Genomic DNA, 20,827 nt, shown 5'->3' with positions numbered 1-20,827 from the left:
CCCGCAGCGGCCTTCAATGGCCGCTGCTTCTGCACCGGCAGACAGCTGGGCCATCGAGCTTGAAAAGATCAACAAGCGCTTTGGTGCAGTCCACGCCAACAAGGACATCGACCTCAAGGTCAGGCGCGGGACCATCCACGGTATCGTGGGCGAGAATGGCGCTGGCAAATCGACCCTGATGTCGATCCTTTATGGCTTCTACACCGCCGACAGCGGCACGATCCGCGTCAATGGCGAAGTCGCCCACATCACCGACAGCCGCCACGCATTGGCGCTCGGTATCGGCATGGTGCACCAGCACTTCATGCTGGTCGACAATTTCTCCGTCCTTGAGAACGTCGTGCTCGGCGCCGAGGACTCCGGCTTCATCAAGCCCAGCCTCGACCGCGCCCGCCGGGAACTGGACCAGCTTGAGCGCGAATACGAGCTCGAGGTCGACCCAGACGCCATCATCGAAGACATTTCGGTGGGCCAGCAGCAGCGCGTCGAAATCCTGAAGGCGCTCTATCGCGGCGCCGAAACCCTTATTCTGGACGAGCCCACCGGCGTGCTGACGCCCAAGGAAGCGGACGACCTGTTCCGCGTGCTCGAGACCTTGCGCGCTCAGGGCAAGACAGTGATCCTGATTACTCACAAGCTGCGCGAGATCATGGCCATCACCGACTATGTCTCGGTCATGCGCCAGGGCGAGATGGTCGATACGCTCAAGACCTCCGAGACCAACCCCGAGCAGCTCGCCGAGCTGATGGTGGGGCGCCGGGTGCTGCTGCGCGTCGAAAAGGGCCCGGCCAATCCCGGCAAGACCCTGCTGGAGGTCCAGAACCTGACCGTCGCCGACGATATGGGCGTGGTCCGGGTCAAGGATGTGAGCTTTTCCGTGCGGGCCGGCGAGATCGTCGGTATCGCGGGTGTTTCCGGCAATGGCCAGTCCGAACTGCTCGAGGCCATCACCGGCATGCGCGACCAGAAATCGGGCAAGGTCCTGCTCAACGGCAACGAGATGCATTTGCGCGGCGACGATGGGGCAGCGCGGGCCCGGGCCGGCGGATTGGCCCATGTGCCCGAGGATCGCCAGCGCATGGGTCTGGTCACCCAATTCGCCGAATGGGAGAACTCCATTCTGGGCTATCACAACAGCCCCGAATATGGCGGTGCCCTCCTCGACATTGCCGCCGTCAAGAAGCAGGCCGCCGAGCGCATTGCCACCTTCGACGTGCGTCCGGCCAATATCAATCTCAAGAGTTCGCTGTTTTCCGGCGGCAACCAGCAGAAGATCGTGCTGGCCCGCGAAATGGAACGCAATCCGGATGTGCTGGTGGTTGGTCAGCCGACCCGCGGCGTCGACATCGGGGCCATCGAATTCATCCATAACCAGATCATCAAGATGCGTGACGCCGGCAAGGCCATTCTGCTCGTTTCGGTCGAGCTCGACGAAATCCGCTCCCTTGCTGACCGCATCCTGGTGATGTTCGACGGCACAATTGTGGGCGAGGCCGATCCGGCCACGGCCACCGAGGGCGAATTGGGGCTGATGATGGCCGGTATTGCCAACAAGGAGGCGGCGGAATGAGTGCGCTGCGTCCCCTGCCGCGCTGGGCCGATGTGGTCCTGCTGCCACTGCTCAACCTGTTGCTGGCCTTTGTGGTTTCGGGCCTTGTGGTGCTGATGATCGGGCAGAACCCGCTGGTGGCCATGCAGGCCATCGTCGTCGGTGCCTTCGGTAACGGCTTCAATATCGGCTATACGCTCTATTACGCCACCAACTTCGTCTTCACCGGCCTTGCCGTGGCCGTTGCCGCCCATGCCGGACTTTTCAATATCGGCGGCAATGGGCAAGCCTATATCGCCGGCCTTGGGGTGGCCACCGTGGCGCTCGCGCTCGACCAGACCCATTGGCTGATCGTCGCCCCGCTGGCCTTTCTGGCTGCCGCCTTCATGGGCGGGCTCTGGGCCTTCATCCCCGGCTGGTTGCAGGCCAAGCGCGGCAGCCACGTGGTCATCACCACGATCATGTTCAATTTCATCGCTTCGGCGATCATGGTCTATATGCTCAACCGCGTGTTCAAGCCGGCCAATATCATGGGCCCGGAATCGCGCACCTTCGCCGAAGGAGGACGCCTGCCCAAGCTGGGCGAGTTCTTCGGGCCATTCCAGCACACCCCGGTCAATCTTTCGATCTTCGTGGCCCTGGTGGCCCTGGTCGCTGTCTATGTGCTGATCTGGCATACCAAATTCGGCTATGCCCTGCGCACGCTGGGCTTCAACCCCACCGCTTCCCGCTATGCCGGCATTTCCAATTCCAAGACCATCATGATCACCATGACGCTTTCGGGCGCGCTGGCCGGCATGGTGGCGCTGAACGAGGTCATGGGGGTGCAGAACCGGCTGGTGCTCGACTTTGTCGCCGATGCCGGCTTCGTCGGCATTGCCGTGGCGCTGATGGGGCGCAATCACCCCATCGGTATCGGTCTGGCCGCGTTGCTGTTCGGCGCGCTCTATCAGGGCGGCAACGAGCTGCAATATGTGGTGCCCGGCCTGACCCGCGAGATGGTGGTGATCATCCAGGCGCTCGTGATCCTGTTTACCGGTGCCATGGAAGGGCTGTTCCGGCCCGGCCTGCAACGTACGCTGATGCTGCTTTCGCCTGAGCAAAAGGCGGAGGCCGTCGCGCGCGGTACCGTCAAGTCGGAGAGCTGAGCCATGGAATTCGCAACGGTTCTCTCGCTTCTGGACGCCACGATACGTCTCTCGACACCCCTGCTGCTGGCCTGTCTGGCCGGGCTCTATTCGGAACGCTCCGGCGTCTTCGACATCGGGCTGGAAGGCAAGATGCTGATGGCAGCCTTCGCCGCCGGGGCGGTCGCCGCCGTTACCGGTTCGGCCTGGGCTGGCCTATTGGCAGCACTCATCGTCTCGATCATGACGGCATCGCTGCAGGGCGCGGCGGCCATCTCGCTCAAGGGCAACCAGCTGATCGCGGGTGTGGCCATCAACATGCTGGCCGCTGGCCTGACGACTTTTCTGGGCCAGCAATGGTTCCGCCAGGGTGGCCGCACCCCGCAACTGAGTGCGGATGGGCGCTTCGGCACGGTGGAGCTGCCCTTTGCCCCGCAGATCGGCCAGATACCAGTCGTCGGCCCCATCTATCAGGAGCTGATTTCGGGCCACTATATTCTGGTCTATGTCGCCTTCCTGGCCGTGCCGATCACCGCCTATGTGCTTTACCGCACCCGCTTCGGCCTGCGCCTGCGTGCAGTGGGCGAAAACCCCAAGGCAGTCGACACGGCCGGCATTTCGGTCAATCGCCTGCGCTATCAGGCGGTGCTGATCACCGGGCTGCTCTGCGGTTTTGCCGGCGCTTATTTCTCCATTGCCCAAGGCTCTGGCTTTGGCAACAACATGACCGCCGGCAAGGGCTTTATCGCGCTGGCCGCGTTGATCTTTGCCAAGTGGAAGCCGGTGCCGGCCATGTTCACCTGCCTGCTGTTCGGCTTCCTGGATGCGCTGCAGATCCGCCTGCAGGGCGCCGAGCTGGGCGGGATCGAAATTCCGGTCCAGGCCATCCAGGCGCTGCCCTATGTGCTGACCGTGGTGCTGCTCGCCGGCTTTATCGGCAAGGCCGTGGGTCCAAAGGCCGGCGGCGTACCGTACACAAAGGAGCGCTAGGCCGGGAGCCTGGCGCCGAAAGCGATGACCATGCAAGACACCGACAAGGCCCTGTTCGAGGCCGCCGAGGCCGTGCGCGCCAGGGCCTATGCGCCCTACTCAAAGTTTCAGGTGGGCGCGGCCATCCTGGCCGATGACGGCAAGATCTATGCCGGCTGCAATGTCGAGAACGCCGCCTATCCGGTGGGCAATTGTGCCGAGCCCAGCGCCATTGCGGCCATGCTCGCGGGCGGGGGCAAGCGCATCCGGCGGATATACGTCACCGGCCCGGGGGCGACGCCGGTTACCCCCTGCGGCGGTTGCCGTCAGCGCATCCGCGAATTCGCCGATCTTGATGTCGAAGTGGTGTCGCACGGCGTCGATGGCGCCCCGCTGGTGCAGACCCTGGGGCAATTGCTGCCTCATTCCTTTGGTCCGGAGTTCCTGGGAAAATGAGCAAGGCCGCAAAGACCATCCGCAAGATCGCCGGCAAGGAGCCGATCGCCGCCGCCATCGTGCTGGGCTCGGGGCTGTCCGCCATCGGTGAATTGATGGAAGACCGCATCACCATTCCCTATGCGGAATTGAAGGGCTTTCCGGGCGGTGGCGTATCTGGCCATGGCCGCGACCTCATCATCGGCCATATGGGTGGCAAGCGCGTTGCGGTGCTGACCGGCCGTGAGCACTATTATGAGCACGGCAATGCCGCCGCCATGCGCCCGGCGCTGGAAGCGATGGCCGAACTGGGCGCCCAGACGCTGCTGCTGACCAATTCGGCCGGATCGCTGGACGAGCGCTTCCGGCCCGGCGACCTGATGCTGATCGCCGATCACATCAACTATGCCGGCATGAACCCGTTGATCGGTGAGCCGACTGACCGCCGCTTTGTGAACATGGTCAATTGCTATGACCTGGACCTGCGCGCCAAGGCGACCGAACTGGCCCAGCGTTTCGACTATGCGCTGGGGGAGGGGGTCTATCTCTGGTATTCTGGCCCCAGTTTCGAGACCGTGGCCGAAATCCAGATGGCGATCCGCCTGGGCGCCAATGCCGTCGGCATGTCCACGGCACCCGAAGTCATTCTCGGGCGTTTCCTGGGCATGAAGGTCTGGGCCTGCTCGTCCATCACCAATATGGGCGCGGGCCTGTCGAACGAGAGTATCAGCCATGAGCACACCAAGCTGATGGCTGTTCAGGGGGCTGAAAAACTCAAGAAACTGATCCCCGCACTGGTGGAGGAACTATGAGTCTCAAGGTCGTCGACAACACCACCACCGAGCCCGTGCACAAGCGCAATCCGGGCTATCCGCTTGATCTCGACTGGGTCGAGCGCGTGCGCATGAACCGCTCGGCGCTGGAACGCCGCGCCGGCACCATCGGCGCGCGCCGCACGGTCAAGAAGGATTACCAGCTCGCCTGGCTATTGAAGGCGATCACCATGATCGACCTGACCACGCTCAATGCCGATGATACCGATGGCCGGGTCGAGCGTCTCTGCGCCAAGGCCCGCAACCCCATCCGCCGGGACATCCTCGAGCAATTGGGCATGGGCAATCGGCGCATCCTGCCCGGCGCAGTCTGCGTCTATCACACCTTCGTCCACACCGCTGTGAAGGCTCTTGAGGGCAGTGGCATTCCGGTTGCCGCCGTCTCCACCGCTTTCCCGCATGGCCTGGCGCCGGTCGAAACCAAGATCGCCGAGATCGAGGCTTCGGTGAAGGACGGCGCCAAGGAGATCGACATCGTCATCGAGCGCGGCATGGTGCTGCGTGGTGACTGGCAGGCGCTCTACGATCAGGTCAAGGCTTTCCGCAAGGCCTGCGGCGAAGCGCATATCAAGACCATCCTCGGGACCGGTGAGCTGGCCACGCAAACCAATATCGCCAAGGCCTCGCTGGTCTGCATGCTGGCCGGCGCCGATTTCATCAAGACCTCGACCGGCAAGGAAAAGGTCAATGCCAATCTCGTCACCTCGCTGACCATGATCCGCATGATCCGTTGGTTCGCCGAGGAGACCGGCATCGAGATCGGCTACAAGCCCGCCGGCGGCATCGCCACGGCCGGCGACGCGCTCAAATATATGGCGCTGATGAAGGAAGAGCTCGGTGCTCACTGGTTGCAGCCGCATCTCTTCCGCTTCGGCGCGTCGAGCCTGCTGACGGATATCGAGCGGCAGCTTGAGCATGGCCTGACCGGGCATTATGCGGCGGACTACAGGCAACCGATGGTGTGATGCAATCCGCTCTCGTGGTTCGAGGCGCGGCGCGCCGCGCACCTCACCATGAGGGCTCCCAAATGCTCCGCAGGCCCTCATCTTGAGGCGAGAGCGAAGCGAACGAATGCTCCGCAGGCCCTCATCCTGAGGTATGAGCGAAGCGAGCCTCGAAGGACGGGGGGCCGGGTGAAACCGCGCCTCGGGAGGACCCGAAATGAACAAGATCGCGCAAATCTTTGATAGCCTTGAATACGGCCCGGCGCCCGAGGCGCCCGATCAGGCCATTGCCTGGCTCGACAGCAAGGGCCGCAAGTTCGGCCATTTCATCGATGGCAAATGGACCAAGCCGGGCAAGACCTTTACCGCCGACAATCCGGCCACCGGCGCCTCGCTGGCCGAGATCACCGATGGCACGGCGGCCGATGTCGATGCGGCAGTGAAAGCGGCCCGCGCTGCGTTCAAGGGCTGGAGCGCGCTTTCCGGTTATGAGCGCGGCAAATATCTCTATGCCGTCGCCCGCATGATCCAGAAGCATTCGCGGCTCTTTGCCGTGCTTGAGAGCATGGACAATGGCAAGCCGATCCGCGAGACTCGCGACGCCGATATTCCGCTAGTCGCGCGTCATTTCTATCACCACGCCGGCTGGGCCACCCATATCGCCCGCGAGTTCCCCGATCACGTGCCCTATGGCGTTTGCGGCCAGATCATCCCGTGGAACTTTCCGCTTTTGATGCTGGCCTGGAAGATCGCCCCGGCCCTGGCCGCGGGCAACACGGTGGTCCTGAAACCCGCCGAGTTCACCTCGTTGACCGCGCTGCTGTTCGCCGAAATCTGCGAACGCGTCGGCCTGCCCAAGGGCGTAGTCAATATCGTGACCGGCGAGGGCGACACGGGTGCCGCCATCGTCAACCACCCCGATATCGACAAAATCGCCTTCACCGGCTCGACCGAAGTCGGCAAGATCATCCGTGCCGCGACGGCCGGTTCGGGCAAGGGGCTCTCGCTCGAACTGGGTGGCAAGTCGCCTTACATCGTCTTCGAAGATGCCGATCTCGACAGCGCCGTCGAAGGCCTGGTCGACGCCATCTGGTTCAACCAGGGGCAGGTCTGTTGCGCCGGTTCGCGCCTTCTGGTGCAGGAGAGCATCGAGGAGCGCTTCATCGCCAAGGTCAAGGCGCGCATGGAAAAGCTGCGCGTGGGCGATCCGCTGGACAAGTCCGTCGATATCGGCGCGCTGGTTGCCCCGGTGCAGGTCGAACGCATCCGCGACCTGATGAAAAAGGGCGTGGCCGAAGGCGCTGTGGTCTATGAGCCAGATGGGCAGCTCCCCCCCGCCGGCTGCTATCTCAAGCCCGCGCTCGTCACCAATGTCTCGCCCGCCAATACGCTGGTTTCAGAAGAGATCTTTGGGCCGGTGCTGGTCGCCATGAGCTTCCGCACGCCCGAAGAGGCGGTGGCCCTCGCCAACAACACCAAATATGGCCTCGCCGCCACGCTCTGGAGCGAGAATATCAATCTCGCCCTCGATATCGCACCCAAGCTCAAGGCGGGTGTCATCTGGATCAACGGCACCAACAACTTTGACGCTGCCGTTGGCTTTGGTGGCTACAAGGAAAGCGGCTTCGGTCGCGAAGGCGGCCGCGAAGGCATGGCTGTCTACTTGAAGCCTGCCTGGGAAAAGACGCTGAAAGCCGCTCCCGCCCCGGCGCCGGTGAAGGCCGCTGCCGCCAATCCGCTCGATAGCGGCCATGTCGACCAGACCGCGAAAATGTATATCGGCGGCAAGCAGGCCCGCCCTGACTCTGGCTACAACCGTCCTGTTCTTGGCCCCAAGGGCGAGCTGGTTGGTGAAGTCGGCGACGGCAATCGCAAGGATATCCGCAACGCCGTCGAGGCGGCCCGCGCCGCGCTGAGCTGGGGCACGACTGCTGCTCATACCCGCGCACAAATCCTCTATTTCCTCGCCGAGAACCTCGACTATCGCCGCGACGAGTTTGCCGCCCGCATCAAGGCGCAAACGGGCGAGGATGGCAGCGATGAGGTTGCCCAATCGGTCGAACGGCTCTTCGCCTTTGCTGGCTGGGCCGACAAATATGACGGCGCCGTCCACAACCCGCCCCAGCGCATGATCGCCACGGCCCTGGTCGAGCCGCTCGGCGTACTCGGCATCGTCGCGCCACCCAGCCGCCCGCTGCTCGGCTCAGTAGCGCTGCTGGCCCCGGCCATTGCCATGGGCAACACGATTGTGCTCGTGCCCTCGGAGCGCAGCCCGCTCTCGATGACAGACTTCTATCAGGTGCTGGAAACCTCCGACGTCCCCAATGGCGTGGTCAATATCGTCACGGGTGAAAGCATCAGCCTCGCCAAGACCCTGGCCGAGCATGATGGTGTCGATGGCATGTGGTTCATGGGTTCGGCCGAAGGCGCCGCCATGGTCGAAAAGGCCTCGGTGGGCAACCTCAAGCAGACCTGGACGTCGCGCGGTATCTATTACGACCTCGCCGATCCGCGGTTTGCCGGGGACTACTTCCTGGCCAAGGCAACGCAGGTGAAGAACGTGTGGATTCCCTACGGGGCCTGAACAACCGCCCTCGTGGTTCGAGGCTCGCGAAACCGCTCGCACCTCACCATGAGGGCTCCGAGAACTCGGCGCTTTCCTAAGCCCTCATGGTGAGGCGGGAGCGCAGCGACCCTCGAACCACGAGGGCGAGGCACGCGAGCACGTAAAAATGGTTTTCCTCCCGCAAGAAGTCATCCTCAAGAAGCGCAATGGCGAAATCCTCGCCAAGGACGATATCGCCCAGTTCATCGCCGGCTTTGCCAATGGCACGGTGTCCCATGCCCAGGCGGCCGCCTTTGCGATGGCGGTCTATTTTCAGGACATGACCATGGACGAGCGCGTGGCGCTGACTGTGGCCATGCGCGACTCTGGCACTGTGCTCGACTGGTCCGATCTCGACGGTCCGGTGGCCGACAAGCACTCGACCGGTGGGGTGGGCGACAATGTCTCCCTGATGCTGGCGCCGATCCTGGCGGCCATCGGCATCTATGTGCCCATGATTTCGGGCCGCGGTCTCGGCCATACCGGCGGCACGCTCGACAAATTCGATTCCATCCCCGGCTACCAGACCCAGCCCGACAACACGCTCTTCCGCAAGGTGGTCAAGGAGGCCGGCTGTGCCATCATCGGCCAGACCGCCGACCTGGCTCCGGCCGACAAGACGCTCTACGCCATTCGCGATGTCACCGGTACGGTCGAATCCATCGCCCTGATCACCGCCTCCATCCTCTCCAAGAAGCTGGCGGCCGGCCTCGATGCGCTGATCCTCGACGTCAAGACCGGCTCGGGCGCCTTCATGCCGACACTGGAGAAGTCGCGCGACCTTGCCCAGAGCCTGGTCAGCGTTGCCAATGGTGCGGGCCTCAAGACCGGGGCGCTGATCACCGACATGAACGAGCCGCTTGCCAGTGCCGCCGGCAATGGGCTCGAGGTGCGCAACGCTGTTGATTTCCTCACCGGTGACCACCAGGATGCACGCCTGCGTGAGGTGACACTGGCCCTCTGCGCCGAGATTGCCCTGATGACTGGAAAGGCCAATTCACTGGCCGATGCGCAGGTGCAGGTCGAAACCGCCCTCGACAGCGGTGCGGCTGCCGACCATTTCGGCCGCATGGTTGCCGCCCTTGGCGGACCTGCCGACTTTGTCGAGCATATGGACCGGCACCTGGCACCCGCACCGATCACCCGCGATGTCTTCGCCGTGGGCCAGGGCACAGTCGCCACCATCGACACCCGTGGCGTCGGCATGGCCGTGGTGGCGTTGGGGGGTGGTCGTGCCACGCCGACCGATATCATCGACCATCGCGTCGGTTTCGATCGTCTGGCCGGGCTCGGCGCACAGGTGGGCCCCGGCGTTCCCATAGCCCGTATCCATGCCGCCGACGAGGCCAGTGCTGCCGATGCCGAAGCGCGTTTGATGCGGGCCTATCACTTGGGCGAGCCAGCTTCGGACAATCCGCTGATCGCCGGCCGCATCGAACCAACGGAGTAACGCCATGCCCCGCGCCATTGTGTGCCTCCTCGACAGCGTTGGTATTGGCGGCGCGCCCGACGCAGCCGCCTATGGAGACGAAGGATCGAACACGGTCGGTCACATTGCCGAATGGGCGGCCCAGGGCAGGGCGGATCGCGAAGGTCTGCGTTCCGGACCGCTTCATGTGCCGAACATGGACGCCATGGGTCTTGGGGCCGCGGCCAAGCTCTCCACCGGCACTCTGCCGCCCAATCTCTCGGACGCACCGAAAGGCGGCCGTTTTGGTGTCGGTCGCGAGGTCAGCAAGGGCAAGGATACCCCCTCTGGTCACTGGGAGATCGCCGGCGTGCCGGTGCCGTTCGAATGGGGCTATTTTCCGCAGACCGAACCGGCTTTCCCACCCGAGCTGATCGCCGAATTCTTGAAGCGCACTGGCCTGCCCGGCATCCTGGGCGACAAGCATGCCTCGGGCACGACCATCATCGCCGAGCTTGGTGAGGAGCATATCCGAACCGGCAAGCCGATCTGCTACACCTCGATCGACAGCGTCTTCCAGATCGCCGCGCACGAGACCCATTTCGGCCTCGACCGGCTCTACGAGATCTGCAGGGTGGCCTTCGAATTGACCGAGCCGCTCAAAATCGGCCGGGTTATCGCCAGGCCCTTTGTCGGGGAAACGCCTGAAACCTTCAAGCGCACCGGCAATCGCCGCGATTTCGCCATTGCCCCGCCCGAGCCGACATTGCTCGATCGCAATGCTGCGGCGGGCAATCCGGTCTTTGCCATTGGCAAGATTTCCGACATCTATGCCGGCTCGGGCGTTACCCACAAGATCAAGGGCACCGGCATTCCGCAACTGTTCGACCGCACCCTCGAAGCCATGGAAATGGCGGCGGACCGGGCCTTCATCATGACCAATTTCGTCGATTTCGACAGCGAATACGGCCATCGCCGGGACGTACCCGGCTATGCCGCTGCGCTCGAACTCTTCGATGCTCGCCTGCCCGAGATCATCGCGGCGATGCGCCATGACGATCTGCTGATCCTCACCGCCGACCATGGCAATGACCCGACCTGGCCGGGTACCGATCATACGCGCGAGCAGGTGCCGATCCTGGTCTTTTCCCCAGCCCTGCTTCCAGCGGAGATTGGCATTCGGCCCACCTTCGCTGATATAGGAGAAAGCATTGCCGCCTGGCTGGGCCTGCCCCCCGGGCGCCACGGCAAGTCGTTCCTGTGACGCAATCAACAAGAGGTGTTTCGATGAGCAAGGTCGTAGGCAATGTGACGGTCATCGATCACCCGTTGATCCAGCACAAGCTGACCATCATGCGCAACAAGGAGACCTCCATTGCCGGGTTCCGGCGGCTCCTGCGCGAGATCGCGCATCTGATGTGCTATGAAGTCACGCGCGACCTTGAACTGGAAATGATCGACATCGAAACGCCCATGGCGCCGATGAAATCCCCAGCCATCAAGGGCAAGAAGCTGGTCTTTGCCTCCATCCTGCGCGCCGGCAATGGCCTGCTCGATGGCATGCTTGATCTGGTGCCCGCCGCCCGCGTCGCCCATATCGGCATGTATCGCGACCACGAGACACTCGAGCCGGTCGAGTATTATTTCAAGGCGCCCTCGAGCCTGGAGGACCGGCTGATCATCGTGGTCGATCCCATGCTCGCCACGGCAAATTCGGCTACCGCCGCCATCGAAAAGCTCAAGGAACGCGGCGCCAACAACATCCGCTTCCTCTGCCTTCTGGCCGCGCCCGAGGGCGTCAAGCACTTCACCGAGGCCCATCCCGATGTGCCGGTCTATACGGCCGCCATCGATGATCACCTCAACGACAAGGGCTATATCGTTCCTGGCCTGGGTGACGCCGGCGACCGCATGTATGGGACGAAGTGAGAGAAGAACGCGAATAGTGAGTAGCCAATAGGGGTTGAAGGCCAGTCACTACTCGCTACTCGCTACCTTGCCTTGAGCGGCAGGCCCAGCGCGATCAGGTCGGCCCGCAAATGATCGGGATCCTTGAACCAGATGCCGTGCATGCCGAATTTGCGTGCCGCCACGATATTGGGCTCGCTGTCGTCGATGAAAACGCAGGACTCGGGCGCCAGCGCGTAGCGCTCACAGAAGACCCGGTAGAGCCGCGGATCGGGCTTGACCAGACCTTCCAGCCCCGAGACGACGACGCCGTCGAACTTTTCCAGGAATGGCCATTCGCCCAGGCAACTGACCCATTTCTCCCAGGAGAAATTGGTGATGGCGAAGGTGGGGATATCCTGCTCGATCAGCTCGTTGTGGATATCCAGCGTGCCCTGGATGAAGCCGCCAACGGTCTCCTTCCAGCGCGTGTCGAAGGCCTGGATTTCGCGCCAGTATTTGGGGAACCGGGTGATCAGCTTGGCCACGCCCTCGGCATAGATTTCGCCGGCATCAAACTCCAGGTTCCAGTCGCCGGTGCAGATATGCTGGTGGAACCAGAGCGCATCCTCCTCACTCTCGAACAGCTTGCGGAACAGATACATCGGGTCCCAGTCGACGAAGACGCCGCCCAGGTCGAATACGGGGATGATATGGTCGCTCATGGTCATGTCGCTTGCGTTCGGAGAAGGCTGGGCGGCTTGTGGCATGCCCAGGCAGCCCGGACAAGCTGGCTTACTGAATCCCCACCGGGGCCCCGAAGCGCGGCATGAAGAAGCTGGACCGGTAAAGGTGAACGGGCCTGTCGAAGATCACGCCCAGAAGCGGGGTGTAGGAGTAATGGGCTTCCGCCGCTATCACTGTCTGACCCAGGGCGATATTGATCATCTCCTCGGGCAGCGGCGCGAAAGCTGCCCCGACCGCATGCGGGGTGCTGCTTGAATAAACCCCGCCCTCATATTTGCGCGACCACAAGACGGTGGTGGAGCGGTCATTATTGACGCGCACCGCGGTCACCACCTGCTGCACAGCGCTGGACGAATAGGGGGTCATGATGCCGCTGGAGGCGCGAAAGAAATCCTGCATCTGGCTCGCCGTGACCGAACCATCGACGCGTGCCACGAGATCGCCCATGGCCCCGGCCACCGACTGAACCTTGCGGTCCATGGTGATCAGCGTGCTTGCCTCCAAGGTGCCCACATAGGTCAGCACCATGATCGGCAGGATCAGCGCGAACTCCACTGCCGCGACGCCCCTTTCGGTGCGGATCAGCCGTTGCAGCCAGCGCTTGAGTGTCCCGGCCGCGCTCATGTGAAGGGCTCGTTCTGGAATACGGTTGCGGAGCCCAGTAGCCGGCGACCATCGCCCAGGTTTGACATGCCAAGCGGCCCCAATTGGAGCAGCACCGGATACCGATAGTAGATCTGCACCAGCACCACCGCATTGCCGCCGCCGGGGGTCCAGGTCTGGGCCTGGGTCCAGTCGCAGGGGGCGCTGCAGTCCGAGTTGACGGGCGGCACCACGGTCGCCGACTGAAAATTGGTGACGGTGTTGACGCGGATATGCAGACCCGCACAATCGTCAAAGAGCCCGTAAAGTCGCCCGCAGACATCGGTGCGGAATTGATCCAGCGTCATGCTTGCCCCCTGCACCTGACCGGTGCGGATGGCGCGCGAGGCGTCATGGACGGCACTTTCCAGCACCTGCGAGGCGAGGAAGATCAACGAGGTCTGCAGGATGGCGCCGATAATGCCGAAGAAGGGGAAAGCCAGCAGTGCGAACTCAATGGCCGTCACCCCGCGCTCGTCGCGCGACAGCGAACGACCTTGCTGTTTCATTGTTCGCCAGCTCTTGCCGAACACGATCCTCTGGCTCCCGCGGATATGCATCGCGGTCACCCTATGGGGATACCCTCACCCAATGGTTAGGAATGCGCGTCGCACGCCACCGATCGTCGGCAGCGGTTAACAGTGTGTGAACGCTGTGAGGAACGCCGGCTAGTTTGCGGCCGACTGCACCAGCTGGGATGAGGCCATGGCCTGGCCGGAGAAGCCGGTATCGTCGCCCAGCATGATCACCGGCTGGCACACCGGGGCACAGGCCAGGCTTGTGCGGTTGAGCCCCTGATAGACCGTCATGACCCCGGCCGTCATCTGCACCACCTCGATCAGCGTATCGGCAACCGGCTCGCCGCGGCTGTCCAGCACGATCAGGTTGGTCTGGCCATAGCTCTTGCCCGTCAGGATGAGCGTCTGCGGATCCTGGATGGTCACATCGGCGATGCCGGGATTGCCGACGATCACCGTTGCGGCGGGGGCGCTGATGCGCAGGACCCGGGCCATGTTCACATTCACATCAATCGGCGCACCGTCCTGCGCGACGGCTGAAACGGGCGCCCCCAGGGTTGCGGCAAGCAACAAGGCAATGGCGGCAGAACGAAACATGGCGCAAATCCGGGTACTGATACTCTGGCCCCTACGATCCACCCGAATGGTAAATACTTGGCAAACAGGATTGGCGTAGCTGTCGAAACAACAATCCGCAGGGTCAAAGTGAACGTATGGGATTTATGCCAATTGCCTGCGGCAGCACGAAGTGTCCCTATATATACGTATGCGCGCAGAGGTCGTCCCTACAGTAATTAGAATTGAATCTATTTCGTTAAGTGGTTGTCTACCAAGAGAAATTTGTCGCCGCATTGTCGAGTGGGGCTCTCCGACATTAACGCTATTTCAACCTGTGGCCGGTAGCGTCGCGCCATGTTCGATGTGTGACGTTGGCCCGACGCTATCGTCACTCGAGGACGTGTAAAAAGGAGCCTGGGAATGAACATTTTCGCACGTTTCGCGCAGGACGAGTCGGGCGCGACCGCAATCGAGTACGGCCTGATCGCCGCGCTTATCTCCGTTGGTATTATTCTGGCGGCCACGACGCTGGGTGGTAACCTCGGCGACCTGTTCAACGATATCGCCAACACGCTGGACGTCACCGTCCCGTGATTTGGTGTCCGCTCCTCGGGGCGGGCCATGTTGAATATCGCGAAGGGAAGGCAATCTGCCTTCCCTTTGCTATTTGGCGTTTCTTAACGCGTTGGGCGCAGTCTGAAACGCATCAAATCTGACTTGGGTGCCGTGATGTCGATACTCGCCCTCCTGCTGTTTCCTGCGGTCATGGCCTTTGCGGCTTCGTCTGATCTTTTGACCATGCGCATCTCCAACAAGCTGGTGCTGCTCCTGGCCGCCGGTTTTGTCGTCATGGCACTCATCGTCGAACTGCCGCTGCAGCAATTTGCCATGCATGTGCTCTGTGCCTTCATCGTTCTGGTCGTGGCCTTTGCCATGTTCGCCATGCGCTGGATCGGAGGTGGCGACGCCAAGCTGGCCGCCGCGACCACGCTCTGGCTAGGCTTTGGCCTGACCTTGCCCTATCTGGCCTATACCGCCCTGCTGGGTGGTGTGCTTACGCTGCTCATTCTGGTGCTGCGGCGCGTGCCGCTCCCCGATGCCGTGCAGTCCGCCCAGTGGCTCAGCCGCCTGCGGGACCCCAAGCAGGGGGTGCCCTATGGTGTCGCCATGGCGGTCGCTGGCCTCATGACCTATTCCAACACGGCCATTTTCGAGCGCCTTACCGCCTGACACCCGACCCTCGTCAATTTTTCAAGGGCGCCTGCGCAATATCCGCGGGCGCTTTTTGCTGTCTTTTGTCCAGTAGAATTGCAAAACGCTAGTGTTCATAACTCGTTAACGACTTTTGCAAAGCCCTGATTAACTAAACCTTGACCCTTTGCTTCCATAGTTCAGCCGGTGGAAATGGGCACTCGTGCCCGCGTATTACCGGAGTAGGTCATGAGGCCGGCGCGTATTATCCTGTTGGTGGTAGCTTTGGTGGCGGGGTCGCTCGCGGCCTTTCTGGTGATGCGGAGCGGCAGGGCTCCCGCGCCAAACGCAGAGGTCGTTACCCAGGTCGTCGAGGAAGCCAAGACGCAGATACTGGTGGCCAGGGCACCGATCGGCGTCGGCGAGCGGCTCAGCATCGATCGGGTCGAATGGCAGGACTGGCCCGAAGGCGCCTTGCGGCCCGAATACGTCACCGTCTCGGCCATGCCCGACGCCCCCGAACAGCTGACCGGCGCGGTTGCCCGCTTCGAATTCTTCCCCGGTGAACCTATCCGTGAGGCCAAGCTAGTCCGCGCCGACCAGGGCTATCTCTCGGCCGTGCTGGCCCCGGGCAAGCGGGGTGTCTCAGTCACCGTGACCGCCGCCTCCAGTGCCGGCGGCTTCGTGGTGCCAAATGACCATGTCGACGTGCTGCTCACAACGTCCACCGAGATGGGTCAGCGCTCCGAGGTCATCCTTTCCGATGTGCGGGTACTGGCCATTGGCAAGCAGCTGGGCGAGATGGGTGTCAGCGGCGGCGACGAATCCGGCGCCGAGGCCAGCCCCACCCCGACCACTTTCGATGCCACGACAATCGCTACGCTGGAGCTCGATCCGCCCCAGGCTGAGACCCTGGTCAATGCTTCCACACGCGGTCAGTTGAGCCTGACCCTGCGTTCGGTCGCCGACTTCAATCGGGCTGAAACCCAAACGACGGCCACCAACCAGGCCGTTCGCCTGATCCGCTACGGCAAGGAACAGAGCATCCTGGCCGGCAGTTCCATGACCGCCGATGCGGCCGAGAACGCCAATATGTCACACCACACCCCGACCCAGACGGCGCCAGAAGCGCCCGTGGTCGTGCCGCAATAGGGGCGAGACGACAATGGAAACGCCAATTCACGCCACATTCCGCCGCCGTACGGCAACCGCCATTGCAGCGGCTCTGATGGCGGTCGTTGCGACGGCACTGCCGGTGCAGCCGGTCTACGCCCAGGCGCAGGCCCATGTCACCATCGCCAGCAATGCCTATGGCTCCGTGCGCAAGCTTGAGGTCGAACTCAACAAATCCATGATTGTGGACCTGCCGGCAGGCGTGGCCGAGGTGGTGGTGTCCCAGCCCAGCATTGCAGCTGCCATCATGCGCACCCGCACCCGAGCCATCGTGCAGGGCATGGCCGAGGGCGAAACCAACATCCTGTTCATGGACGATCATGGGCGCACCATGAGCGTCCTTGATCTGCGTATCGTCCAGCCGCCGCTCGCTGTGGGCCAGGCGCTCGAGGACACGCTGCGCCGCGTCATCCCCAATTCCAACATTCGCGTCGAGACGCTTTCCAATTCCACGCTCAACGACAAGCTCTACTTCCTGCTGACCGGTACAGTGCAGACCGCGGAAGACAAGGCTGTCGCCGAGTCGCTGGCGAGCCAGTTGTCCGAGTCGGACGAGCCTACCGGCAGCCTGATCCAGGTCATTGGCGGCCAGCAGGTCATGCTGCAGGTCACCGTTTCAGAAATCCGGCGCGATGTGGCCAAGCAGCTGGGCATCAATCTCTCGGGTACTGCCACTATCGGCAACACCACGCTGGGCTTCAACAACAGCCCCGCGTCTGCGGGTACCTTCAGCGGTACCGCGGGCTTCCCACTGGGCAATTTCCAGATCAACGCCTCCCTGCAGGCGCTGGAAAACCGTGGCGCAGCGCGGATGCTGGCGCAGCCCACGCTGACGGCCATGTCGGGTAGCCAGGCCGATTTCCTGGTCGGGGGCGAGGTCCAATATGTCACCGGCGTCGATCCGACCACCGGTCTGCCCATCTTTACCTTCCGCGAATACGGCATTGGGCTCAATTTCACCCCGACTGTCAAAAGCAATGGCTCGATCGGCCTGACGCTGGAAACCGAAGTATCCGAACCGATCACCAACGCCACCCTGGCGACCCGCAGGGCATCGACAACTGTCGAGCTGCCGCCGGGAACCACATTGGCCATCGGCGGCCTGCTCAGCGAGAGCGCCAACCGCGCCATCGACCAGTTGCCGGGCTTGGGCAGCATCCCGATCCTGGGTGCCCTGTTCCGCTCCAATGAGTACCGGAGCCAGCAGACCGAACTGGTGATCCTGGTGACGCCCTATATCGTCGCCCCGAGCCCCGCCAATGCCATTGCCGTGCCGACTGACAGCGTCGCCATAGCCAATGATGCCGAGGCCTTCTTCCTTGGCGCCATCGAAAAGCAATACGGCGTCGGTGCCACGGGCGAGTTCCGGGGCGGGTTCTCCGGCTCGGTCGGGTTTGTCCTGGATTGATATTGGATCAGGAGCAGCGTTCATGAGTTTTCTTACCCCTGACCAGCCGGCACAGAACGAAGAACCAGCCGCCGAGATCGCCTCGGGCGCCCGCCTGGTGCCACGCATCACCATCCAGGCCTTCTGCGAGCATTCCCAGACCGCCCAATTGGTCGAGAGCGCTCTGCACGACCGGCGCATGTCCAAGGTGGCGCTGACCACCCATAATGGCGGCATTGACGGCGCGGTGGAGACCTACAAGGCCAACCCCACGCCCAACCTGATTGTCGTCGAAACCACCTTGCCACCAGACGACATTCCCGAAGCGCTGGGACGACTGGCCGAGGTTTGCGACGCTTCGACTCGCGTCATCGTGCTGGGGCATGTCAACGACGTCCTGCTCTATCGCGAGCTGATCCGCTCGGGCATTTCCGAATATATCGTCCTGCCGGCGACCTCTGCCGAGATCGTTACCGCGATCACCGATCTCTACGCGGCCGAAGGCGCCGCACCCATCGGTCGTACTGTCGGCTTCATCTCCGCCAAGGGCGGCGCAGGCAGTTCCACCATCGCCCACAATGTCGCCTGGGCCATCGCGACCAATCTGCGCCAGGATTGCCTGATCGTGGACATGGACCTGCCCTTCGGTACGGCTGGCCTCAACTTCAACCAGGACCCGCCGCATGGCCTGGCCGATGCCGTTCTGGCCAACCAGAAGGTCGACCAGACCATGCTCGATCGCCTGATGAGCAAGGCGGCCAATCACATCAACCTGCTCACCGCTCCGGCCACGCTCGACCAGACCTGGGACTTCGAGGAGCGCCAGTTCGAGCAGGTCATCGAAATCTGCCAGAAAAGCGTGCCGGTCATCGTGCTCGACATCCCGCATGGCTGGACAGCCTGGACGCGCCAGACCCTGGCTTCCATCGACGATGTCGTCATCATCGCCGAGCCGGACCTGGCCAATCTGCGCAATGCCAAGAACATGGCCGACGCCATCAAGTCGATGCGGCCCACCGACAGCGCCCCCAAGCTGGTGCTGAACAAGCTTGGTATCCCGCGCCGCCCCGAGATCGGCGCCGGCGAATTCGCCTCCTCGGTGGAATGCGAGCTGATCGGGCAGATCGGGTTTGACGCAGCCGTCTTCGGCACGGCGGCCAATAATGGGCAGATGATCGCCGAGGTGGCCGCCAACAACAAGATCAACGAGGTTTATCGCGCTATCGGCATGCAGGTCACCGGCCGGCAGGTCAGCCATGGTGCGGCTAAGCCGGGAAGCCTGTTGAAACTCCCCGCCCTGTTCAAGAAACGCGCGTGACAGGACAGGACTAGGGGTCAGGAACTGTAGGGACTTTCATGTTTGGCAAGCGTACGACATTTGGTGGCAATACGCCCGGACTGAGCGAGGCACCGCGGCCGGTCGCGAGCCCGCCGCCGGCGCCATCCGCAGCCCCGCCGCAACAGCGCCGCGCCAGCGATGGTGACGGGATAGGCGCGCGCATGCGCACCACGGACGAAGTGCTCGATGTCCGCGCCCCCGCCGATGCGCAGCGCGCCAAGGAATATTTCCAGACCAAGTCCGCCATTTTCAACGCGCTGATCGACTCGATCGATCTGAGCCAGCTCGCCACGATGGAATCGGTGGCCGCTCGCGAGGAAATTCGCGACATTGTCGCCGAAATCATCGCGCTCAAATCCATCGTCATGTCCATCTCCGAGCAGGAAGACCTGCTCGAGGACATCTGTAACGACGTTCTGGGCTATGGTCCGCTCGAGCCGCTGCTGGCCCGTGACGACATCGCCGATATCATGGTGAACGGCTCGCAGAAATGCTACATCGAAGTGGGCGGCAAGGTACGTCTCACCAATGTGCGCTTCCGCGACGACGCGCATCTGATGAATGTCTGCCAGCGTATCGTGAGCCAGGTCGGCCGCCGCGTCGATGAAGGCTCGCCGATCTGCGACGCCCGCCTTCCCGACGGCTCGCGCGTCAACGTCATCGCTCCGCCGCTGGCCATTGATGGTGCCGCGCTCACCATTCGTAAGTTCAAGAAGGACAAGCTGACCCTTCAGCAGCTGGTCAAGTACAACTCGATCTCGCCGGAAGGCGCCGAGGTGCTGCGCATCCTGGGCCGTGTCCGTGCCAATGTGCTGATCTCGGGCGGTACCGGTTCGGGCAAGACCACGCTGCTCAACTGTTTGACCGCCTTCATCGAGAAGGACGAGCGCGTTATCACTTGCGAGGACTCGGCCGAACTTCAGCTCCAGCAGCCCCATGTGGTGCGTCTGGAAACCCGCCCGCCCAATCTCGAGGGCGAGGGCGAGATCACCATGCGCGATCTCATCAAGAACTGCCTGCGTATGCGTCCCGAACGGATCATCGTGGGCGAAGTGCGCGGCCCGGAGGCCTTCGACCTGCTCCAGGCCATGAACACCGGCCATGACGGATCCATGGGCACGCTGCACGCCAATAGCCCCCGCGAGGCCCTCAGCCGTCTTGAATCCATGATCACCATGGGCGGCTATGCCCTGCCCAGCCGCACCATTCGCGAGATGATCGTCTCGTCCATCGACGTGATCGTCCAGGCCGCGCGTCTCCGCGACGGTTCGCGCCGCATCACCCACATTTCCGAGGTGCTGGGCATGGAAGGCGACGTCATCGTCACCCAGGATGTCTTCCTCTACGACATCATGGGCGAGGATGCGAACGGCATGCTGATCGGCAAGCACCGCTCGACCGGCATCACCAAGCCGCAATTCACCGAACGCGCGCGCTATTTCAACGAAGAGGCCAATCTCGTCGAGGCACTCGAGAAGGCCAATGTCGAGCAGCACGAGATTTTGGGCCGCTGAC

The 20,827-nt window shown here is 62.7% G+C and carries 20 protein-coding genes; 16 read left to right on the top strand and 4 right to left on the bottom strand.

Annotated elements, in window-relative coordinates; all coding sequences use genetic code 11:
- Positions 1-16: 16 nt before the first annotated feature.
- The 10 genes from QZ564_RS06965 (at position 17) to upp (ending at position 11,799) form a co-directional block, all read left to right on the top strand.
- Complete coding sequence (locus QZ564_RS06965; protein WP_297106858.1) at positions 17-1,570, top strand: ABC transporter ATP-binding protein; 1,554 nt, start codon at positions 17-19, stop codon at positions 1,568-1,570.
- The gene (locus QZ564_RS06960) at positions 1,567-2,697 is read left to right on the top strand and encodes an ABC transporter permease (RefSeq protein ID WP_297106855.1); all 1,131 of its coding nucleotides are present in this window, start codon (positions 1,567-1,569) and stop codon (positions 2,695-2,697) included. The genes QZ564_RS06965 and QZ564_RS06960 overlap by 4 nt, the downstream gene beginning before the upstream one ends.
- Positions 2,698-2,700: 3 nt before the next feature.
- Entirely contained in the window at positions 2,701-3,666 is a 966-nt protein-coding gene (locus QZ564_RS06955; protein WP_297106852.1) for an ABC transporter permease, read from the top strand.
- A 24-nt stretch (positions 3,667-3,690) separates the two neighbouring features.
- Positions 3,691-4,101, top strand: a complete 411-nt coding sequence (locus tag QZ564_RS06950; protein WP_297106845.1) for a cytidine deaminase — start codon at positions 3,691-3,693, stop codon at positions 4,099-4,101.
- Positions 4,098-4,892, top strand: a complete 795-nt coding sequence (locus QZ564_RS06945; protein ID WP_297106842.1) for a purine-nucleoside phosphorylase — start codon at positions 4,098-4,100, stop codon at positions 4,890-4,892. The genes QZ564_RS06950 and QZ564_RS06945 overlap by 4 nt, the downstream gene beginning before the upstream one ends.
- The gene (gene deoC, locus QZ564_RS06940) at positions 4,889-5,878 is read left to right on the top strand and encodes a deoxyribose-phosphate aldolase (RefSeq protein WP_297106839.1); all 990 of its coding nucleotides are present in this window, start codon (positions 4,889-4,891) and stop codon (positions 5,876-5,878) included. Before QZ564_RS06945 ends, deoC begins: the two co-directional genes overlap by 4 nt.
- Before the next feature lie 196 nt (positions 5,879-6,074).
- On the top strand, positions 6,075-8,441 hold the full coding sequence (locus tag QZ564_RS06935) for an aldehyde dehydrogenase family protein (protein WP_297106837.1): 2,367 nt from the start codon (positions 6,075-6,077) through the stop codon (positions 8,439-8,441).
- Between the two features lie 148 nt (positions 8,442-8,589).
- Positions 8,590-9,912, top strand: coding sequence for a thymidine phosphorylase (gene deoA / locus QZ564_RS06930; protein ID WP_297106834.1), 1,323 nt, complete (start codon positions 8,590-8,592; stop codon positions 9,910-9,912).
- Positions 9,913-9,916: 4 nt separating this feature from the next.
- On the top strand, positions 9,917-11,134 hold the full coding sequence (locus tag QZ564_RS06925) for a phosphopentomutase (RefSeq protein ID WP_297106831.1): 1,218 nt from the start codon (positions 9,917-9,919) through the stop codon (positions 11,132-11,134).
- A gap of 23 nt (positions 11,135-11,157) precedes the next feature.
- Positions 11,158-11,799, top strand: a complete 642-nt coding sequence (gene upp / locus QZ564_RS06920) for a uracil phosphoribosyltransferase (RefSeq protein ID WP_297106828.1) — start codon at positions 11,158-11,160, stop codon at positions 11,797-11,799.
- Between the two features lie 62 nt (positions 11,800-11,861).
- Here upp and QZ564_RS06915 read toward each other — a convergent pair whose 3' ends face one another.
- The 4 genes from QZ564_RS06915 to QZ564_RS06900 form a co-directional block, all read right to left on the bottom strand.
- Entirely contained in the window at positions 11,862-12,482 is a 621-nt protein-coding gene (locus QZ564_RS06915; protein WP_297106826.1) for an HAD family phosphatase, read from the bottom strand.
- Positions 12,483-12,552: 70 nt separating this feature from the next.
- Positions 12,553-13,128 (bottom strand): TadE/TadG family type IV pilus assembly protein, encoded by a 576-nt coding sequence (locus QZ564_RS06910; RefSeq protein WP_297106821.1) that lies wholly within the window; start codon positions 13,126-13,128, stop codon positions 12,553-12,555.
- Positions 13,125-13,655 (bottom strand): TadE/TadG family type IV pilus assembly protein, encoded by a 531-nt coding sequence (locus QZ564_RS06905; RefSeq protein WP_297106818.1) that lies wholly within the window; start codon positions 13,653-13,655, stop codon positions 13,125-13,127. Before QZ564_RS06905 ends, QZ564_RS06910 begins: the two co-directional genes overlap by 4 nt.
- Positions 13,656-13,814: 159 nt before the next feature.
- The gene (locus QZ564_RS06900) at positions 13,815-14,261 is read right to left on the bottom strand and encodes a pilus assembly protein N-terminal domain-containing protein (protein WP_297106815.1); all 447 of its coding nucleotides are present in this window, start codon (positions 14,259-14,261) and stop codon (positions 13,815-13,817) included.
- Positions 14,262-14,642: 381 nt separating this feature from the next.
- Between QZ564_RS06900 and QZ564_RS06895 the strand changes: the two genes are divergently transcribed.
- From QZ564_RS06895 to QZ564_RS06870, 6 genes are all read left to right on the top strand, one after another.
- On the top strand, positions 14,643-14,816 hold the full coding sequence (locus tag QZ564_RS06895; RefSeq protein ID WP_297106811.1) for a Flp family type IVb pilin: 174 nt from the start codon (positions 14,643-14,645) through the stop codon (positions 14,814-14,816).
- A 135-nt stretch (positions 14,817-14,951) separates the two neighbouring features.
- On the top strand, positions 14,952-15,452 hold the full coding sequence (locus QZ564_RS06890; RefSeq protein WP_297106808.1) for a prepilin peptidase: 501 nt from the start codon (positions 14,952-14,954) through the stop codon (positions 15,450-15,452).
- Positions 15,453-15,662: 210 nt separating this feature from the next.
- Entirely contained in the window at positions 15,663-16,565 is a 903-nt protein-coding gene (gene cpaB, locus QZ564_RS06885; RefSeq protein ID WP_297106805.1) for a Flp pilus assembly protein CpaB, read from the top strand.
- Positions 16,566-16,578: 13 nt separating this feature from the next.
- Complete coding sequence (locus tag QZ564_RS06880) at positions 16,579-17,994, top strand: type II and III secretion system protein family protein (protein WP_297106802.1); 1,416 nt, start codon at positions 16,579-16,581, stop codon at positions 17,992-17,994.
- A gap of 22 nt (positions 17,995-18,016) precedes the next feature.
- Positions 18,017-19,291, top strand: a complete 1,275-nt coding sequence (locus QZ564_RS06875) for an AAA family ATPase (protein ID WP_297106799.1) — start codon at positions 18,017-18,019, stop codon at positions 19,289-19,291.
- Between the two features lie 38 nt (positions 19,292-19,329).
- On the top strand, positions 19,330-20,826 hold the full coding sequence (locus tag QZ564_RS06870) for a CpaF family protein (protein WP_297106796.1): 1,497 nt from the start codon (positions 19,330-19,332) through the stop codon (positions 20,824-20,826).
- Position 20,827 lies beyond the last annotated feature (1 nt).

It is taken from the genome of uncultured Devosia sp., assembly GCF_913055165.1.
Classification (GTDB): domain Bacteria; phylum Pseudomonadota; class Alphaproteobacteria; order Rhizobiales; family Devosiaceae; genus Devosia.
This window is presented reverse-complemented; position numbering and strand designations above follow the sequence as displayed.

Bases quoted from the DNA above. Each gene is read 5' to 3' on its own strand.
- QZ564_RS06935 (WP_297106837.1), top strand. From the start codon at position 6,075: ATGAACAAGATCGCGCAAATCTTTGATAGCCTTGAATACGGCCCGGCG.
- QZ564_RS06870 (WP_297106796.1), top strand. From the start codon at position 19,330: ATGTTTGGCAAGCGTACGACATTTGGTGGCAATACGCCCGGACTGAGC.
- QZ564_RS06945 (WP_297106842.1), top strand. From the start codon at position 4,098: ATGAGCAAGGCCGCAAAGACCATCCGCAAGATCGCCGGCAAGGAGCCG.
- QZ564_RS06965 (WP_297106858.1), top strand. From the start codon at position 17: ATGGCCGCTGCTTCTGCACCGGCAGACAGCTGGGCCATCGAGCTTGAA.
- QZ564_RS06960 (WP_297106855.1), top strand. From the start codon at position 1,567: ATGAGTGCGCTGCGTCCCCTGCCGCGCTGGGCCGATGTGGTCCTGCTG.
- cpaB (WP_297106805.1), top strand. From the start codon at position 15,663: ATGAGGCCGGCGCGTATTATCCTGTTGGTGGTAGCTTTGGTGGCGGGG.
- QZ564_RS06895 (WP_297106811.1), top strand. From the start codon at position 14,643: ATGAACATTTTCGCACGTTTCGCGCAGGACGAGTCGGGCGCGACCGCA.
- deoC (WP_297106839.1), top strand. From the start codon at position 4,889: ATGAGTCTCAAGGTCGTCGACAACACCACCACCGAGCCCGTGCACAAG.
- upp (WP_297106828.1), top strand. From the start codon at position 11,158: ATGAGCAAGGTCGTAGGCAATGTGACGGTCATCGATCACCCGTTGATC.
- QZ564_RS06910 (WP_297106821.1), bottom strand. From the start codon at position 13,128: ATGAGCGCGGCCGGGACACTCAAGCGCTGGCTGCAACGGCTGATCCGC.
- QZ564_RS06955 (WP_297106852.1), top strand. From the start codon at position 2,701: ATGGAATTCGCAACGGTTCTCTCGCTTCTGGACGCCACGATACGTCTC.
- QZ564_RS06905 (WP_297106818.1), bottom strand. From the start codon at position 13,655: ATGAAACAGCAAGGTCGTTCGCTGTCGCGCGACGAGCGCGGGGTGACG.
- deoA (WP_297106834.1), top strand. From the start codon at position 8,590: ATGGTTTTCCTCCCGCAAGAAGTCATCCTCAAGAAGCGCAATGGCGAA.
- QZ564_RS06900 (WP_297106815.1), bottom strand. From the start codon at position 14,261: ATGTTTCGTTCTGCCGCCATTGCCTTGTTGCTTGCCGCAACCCTGGGG.
- QZ564_RS06890 (WP_297106808.1), top strand. From the start codon at position 14,952: ATGTCGATACTCGCCCTCCTGCTGTTTCCTGCGGTCATGGCCTTTGCG.
- QZ564_RS06915 (WP_297106826.1), bottom strand. From the start codon at position 12,482: ATGAGCGACCATATCATCCCCGTATTCGACCTGGGCGGCGTCTTCGTC.
- QZ564_RS06925 (WP_297106831.1), top strand. From the start codon at position 9,917: ATGCCCCGCGCCATTGTGTGCCTCCTCGACAGCGTTGGTATTGGCGGC.
- QZ564_RS06875 (WP_297106799.1), top strand. From the start codon at position 18,017: ATGAGTTTTCTTACCCCTGACCAGCCGGCACAGAACGAAGAACCAGCC.
- QZ564_RS06880 (WP_297106802.1), top strand. From the start codon at position 16,579: ATGGAAACGCCAATTCACGCCACATTCCGCCGCCGTACGGCAACCGCC.
- QZ564_RS06950 (WP_297106845.1), top strand. From the start codon at position 3,691: ATGACCATGCAAGACACCGACAAGGCCCTGTTCGAGGCCGCCGAGGCC.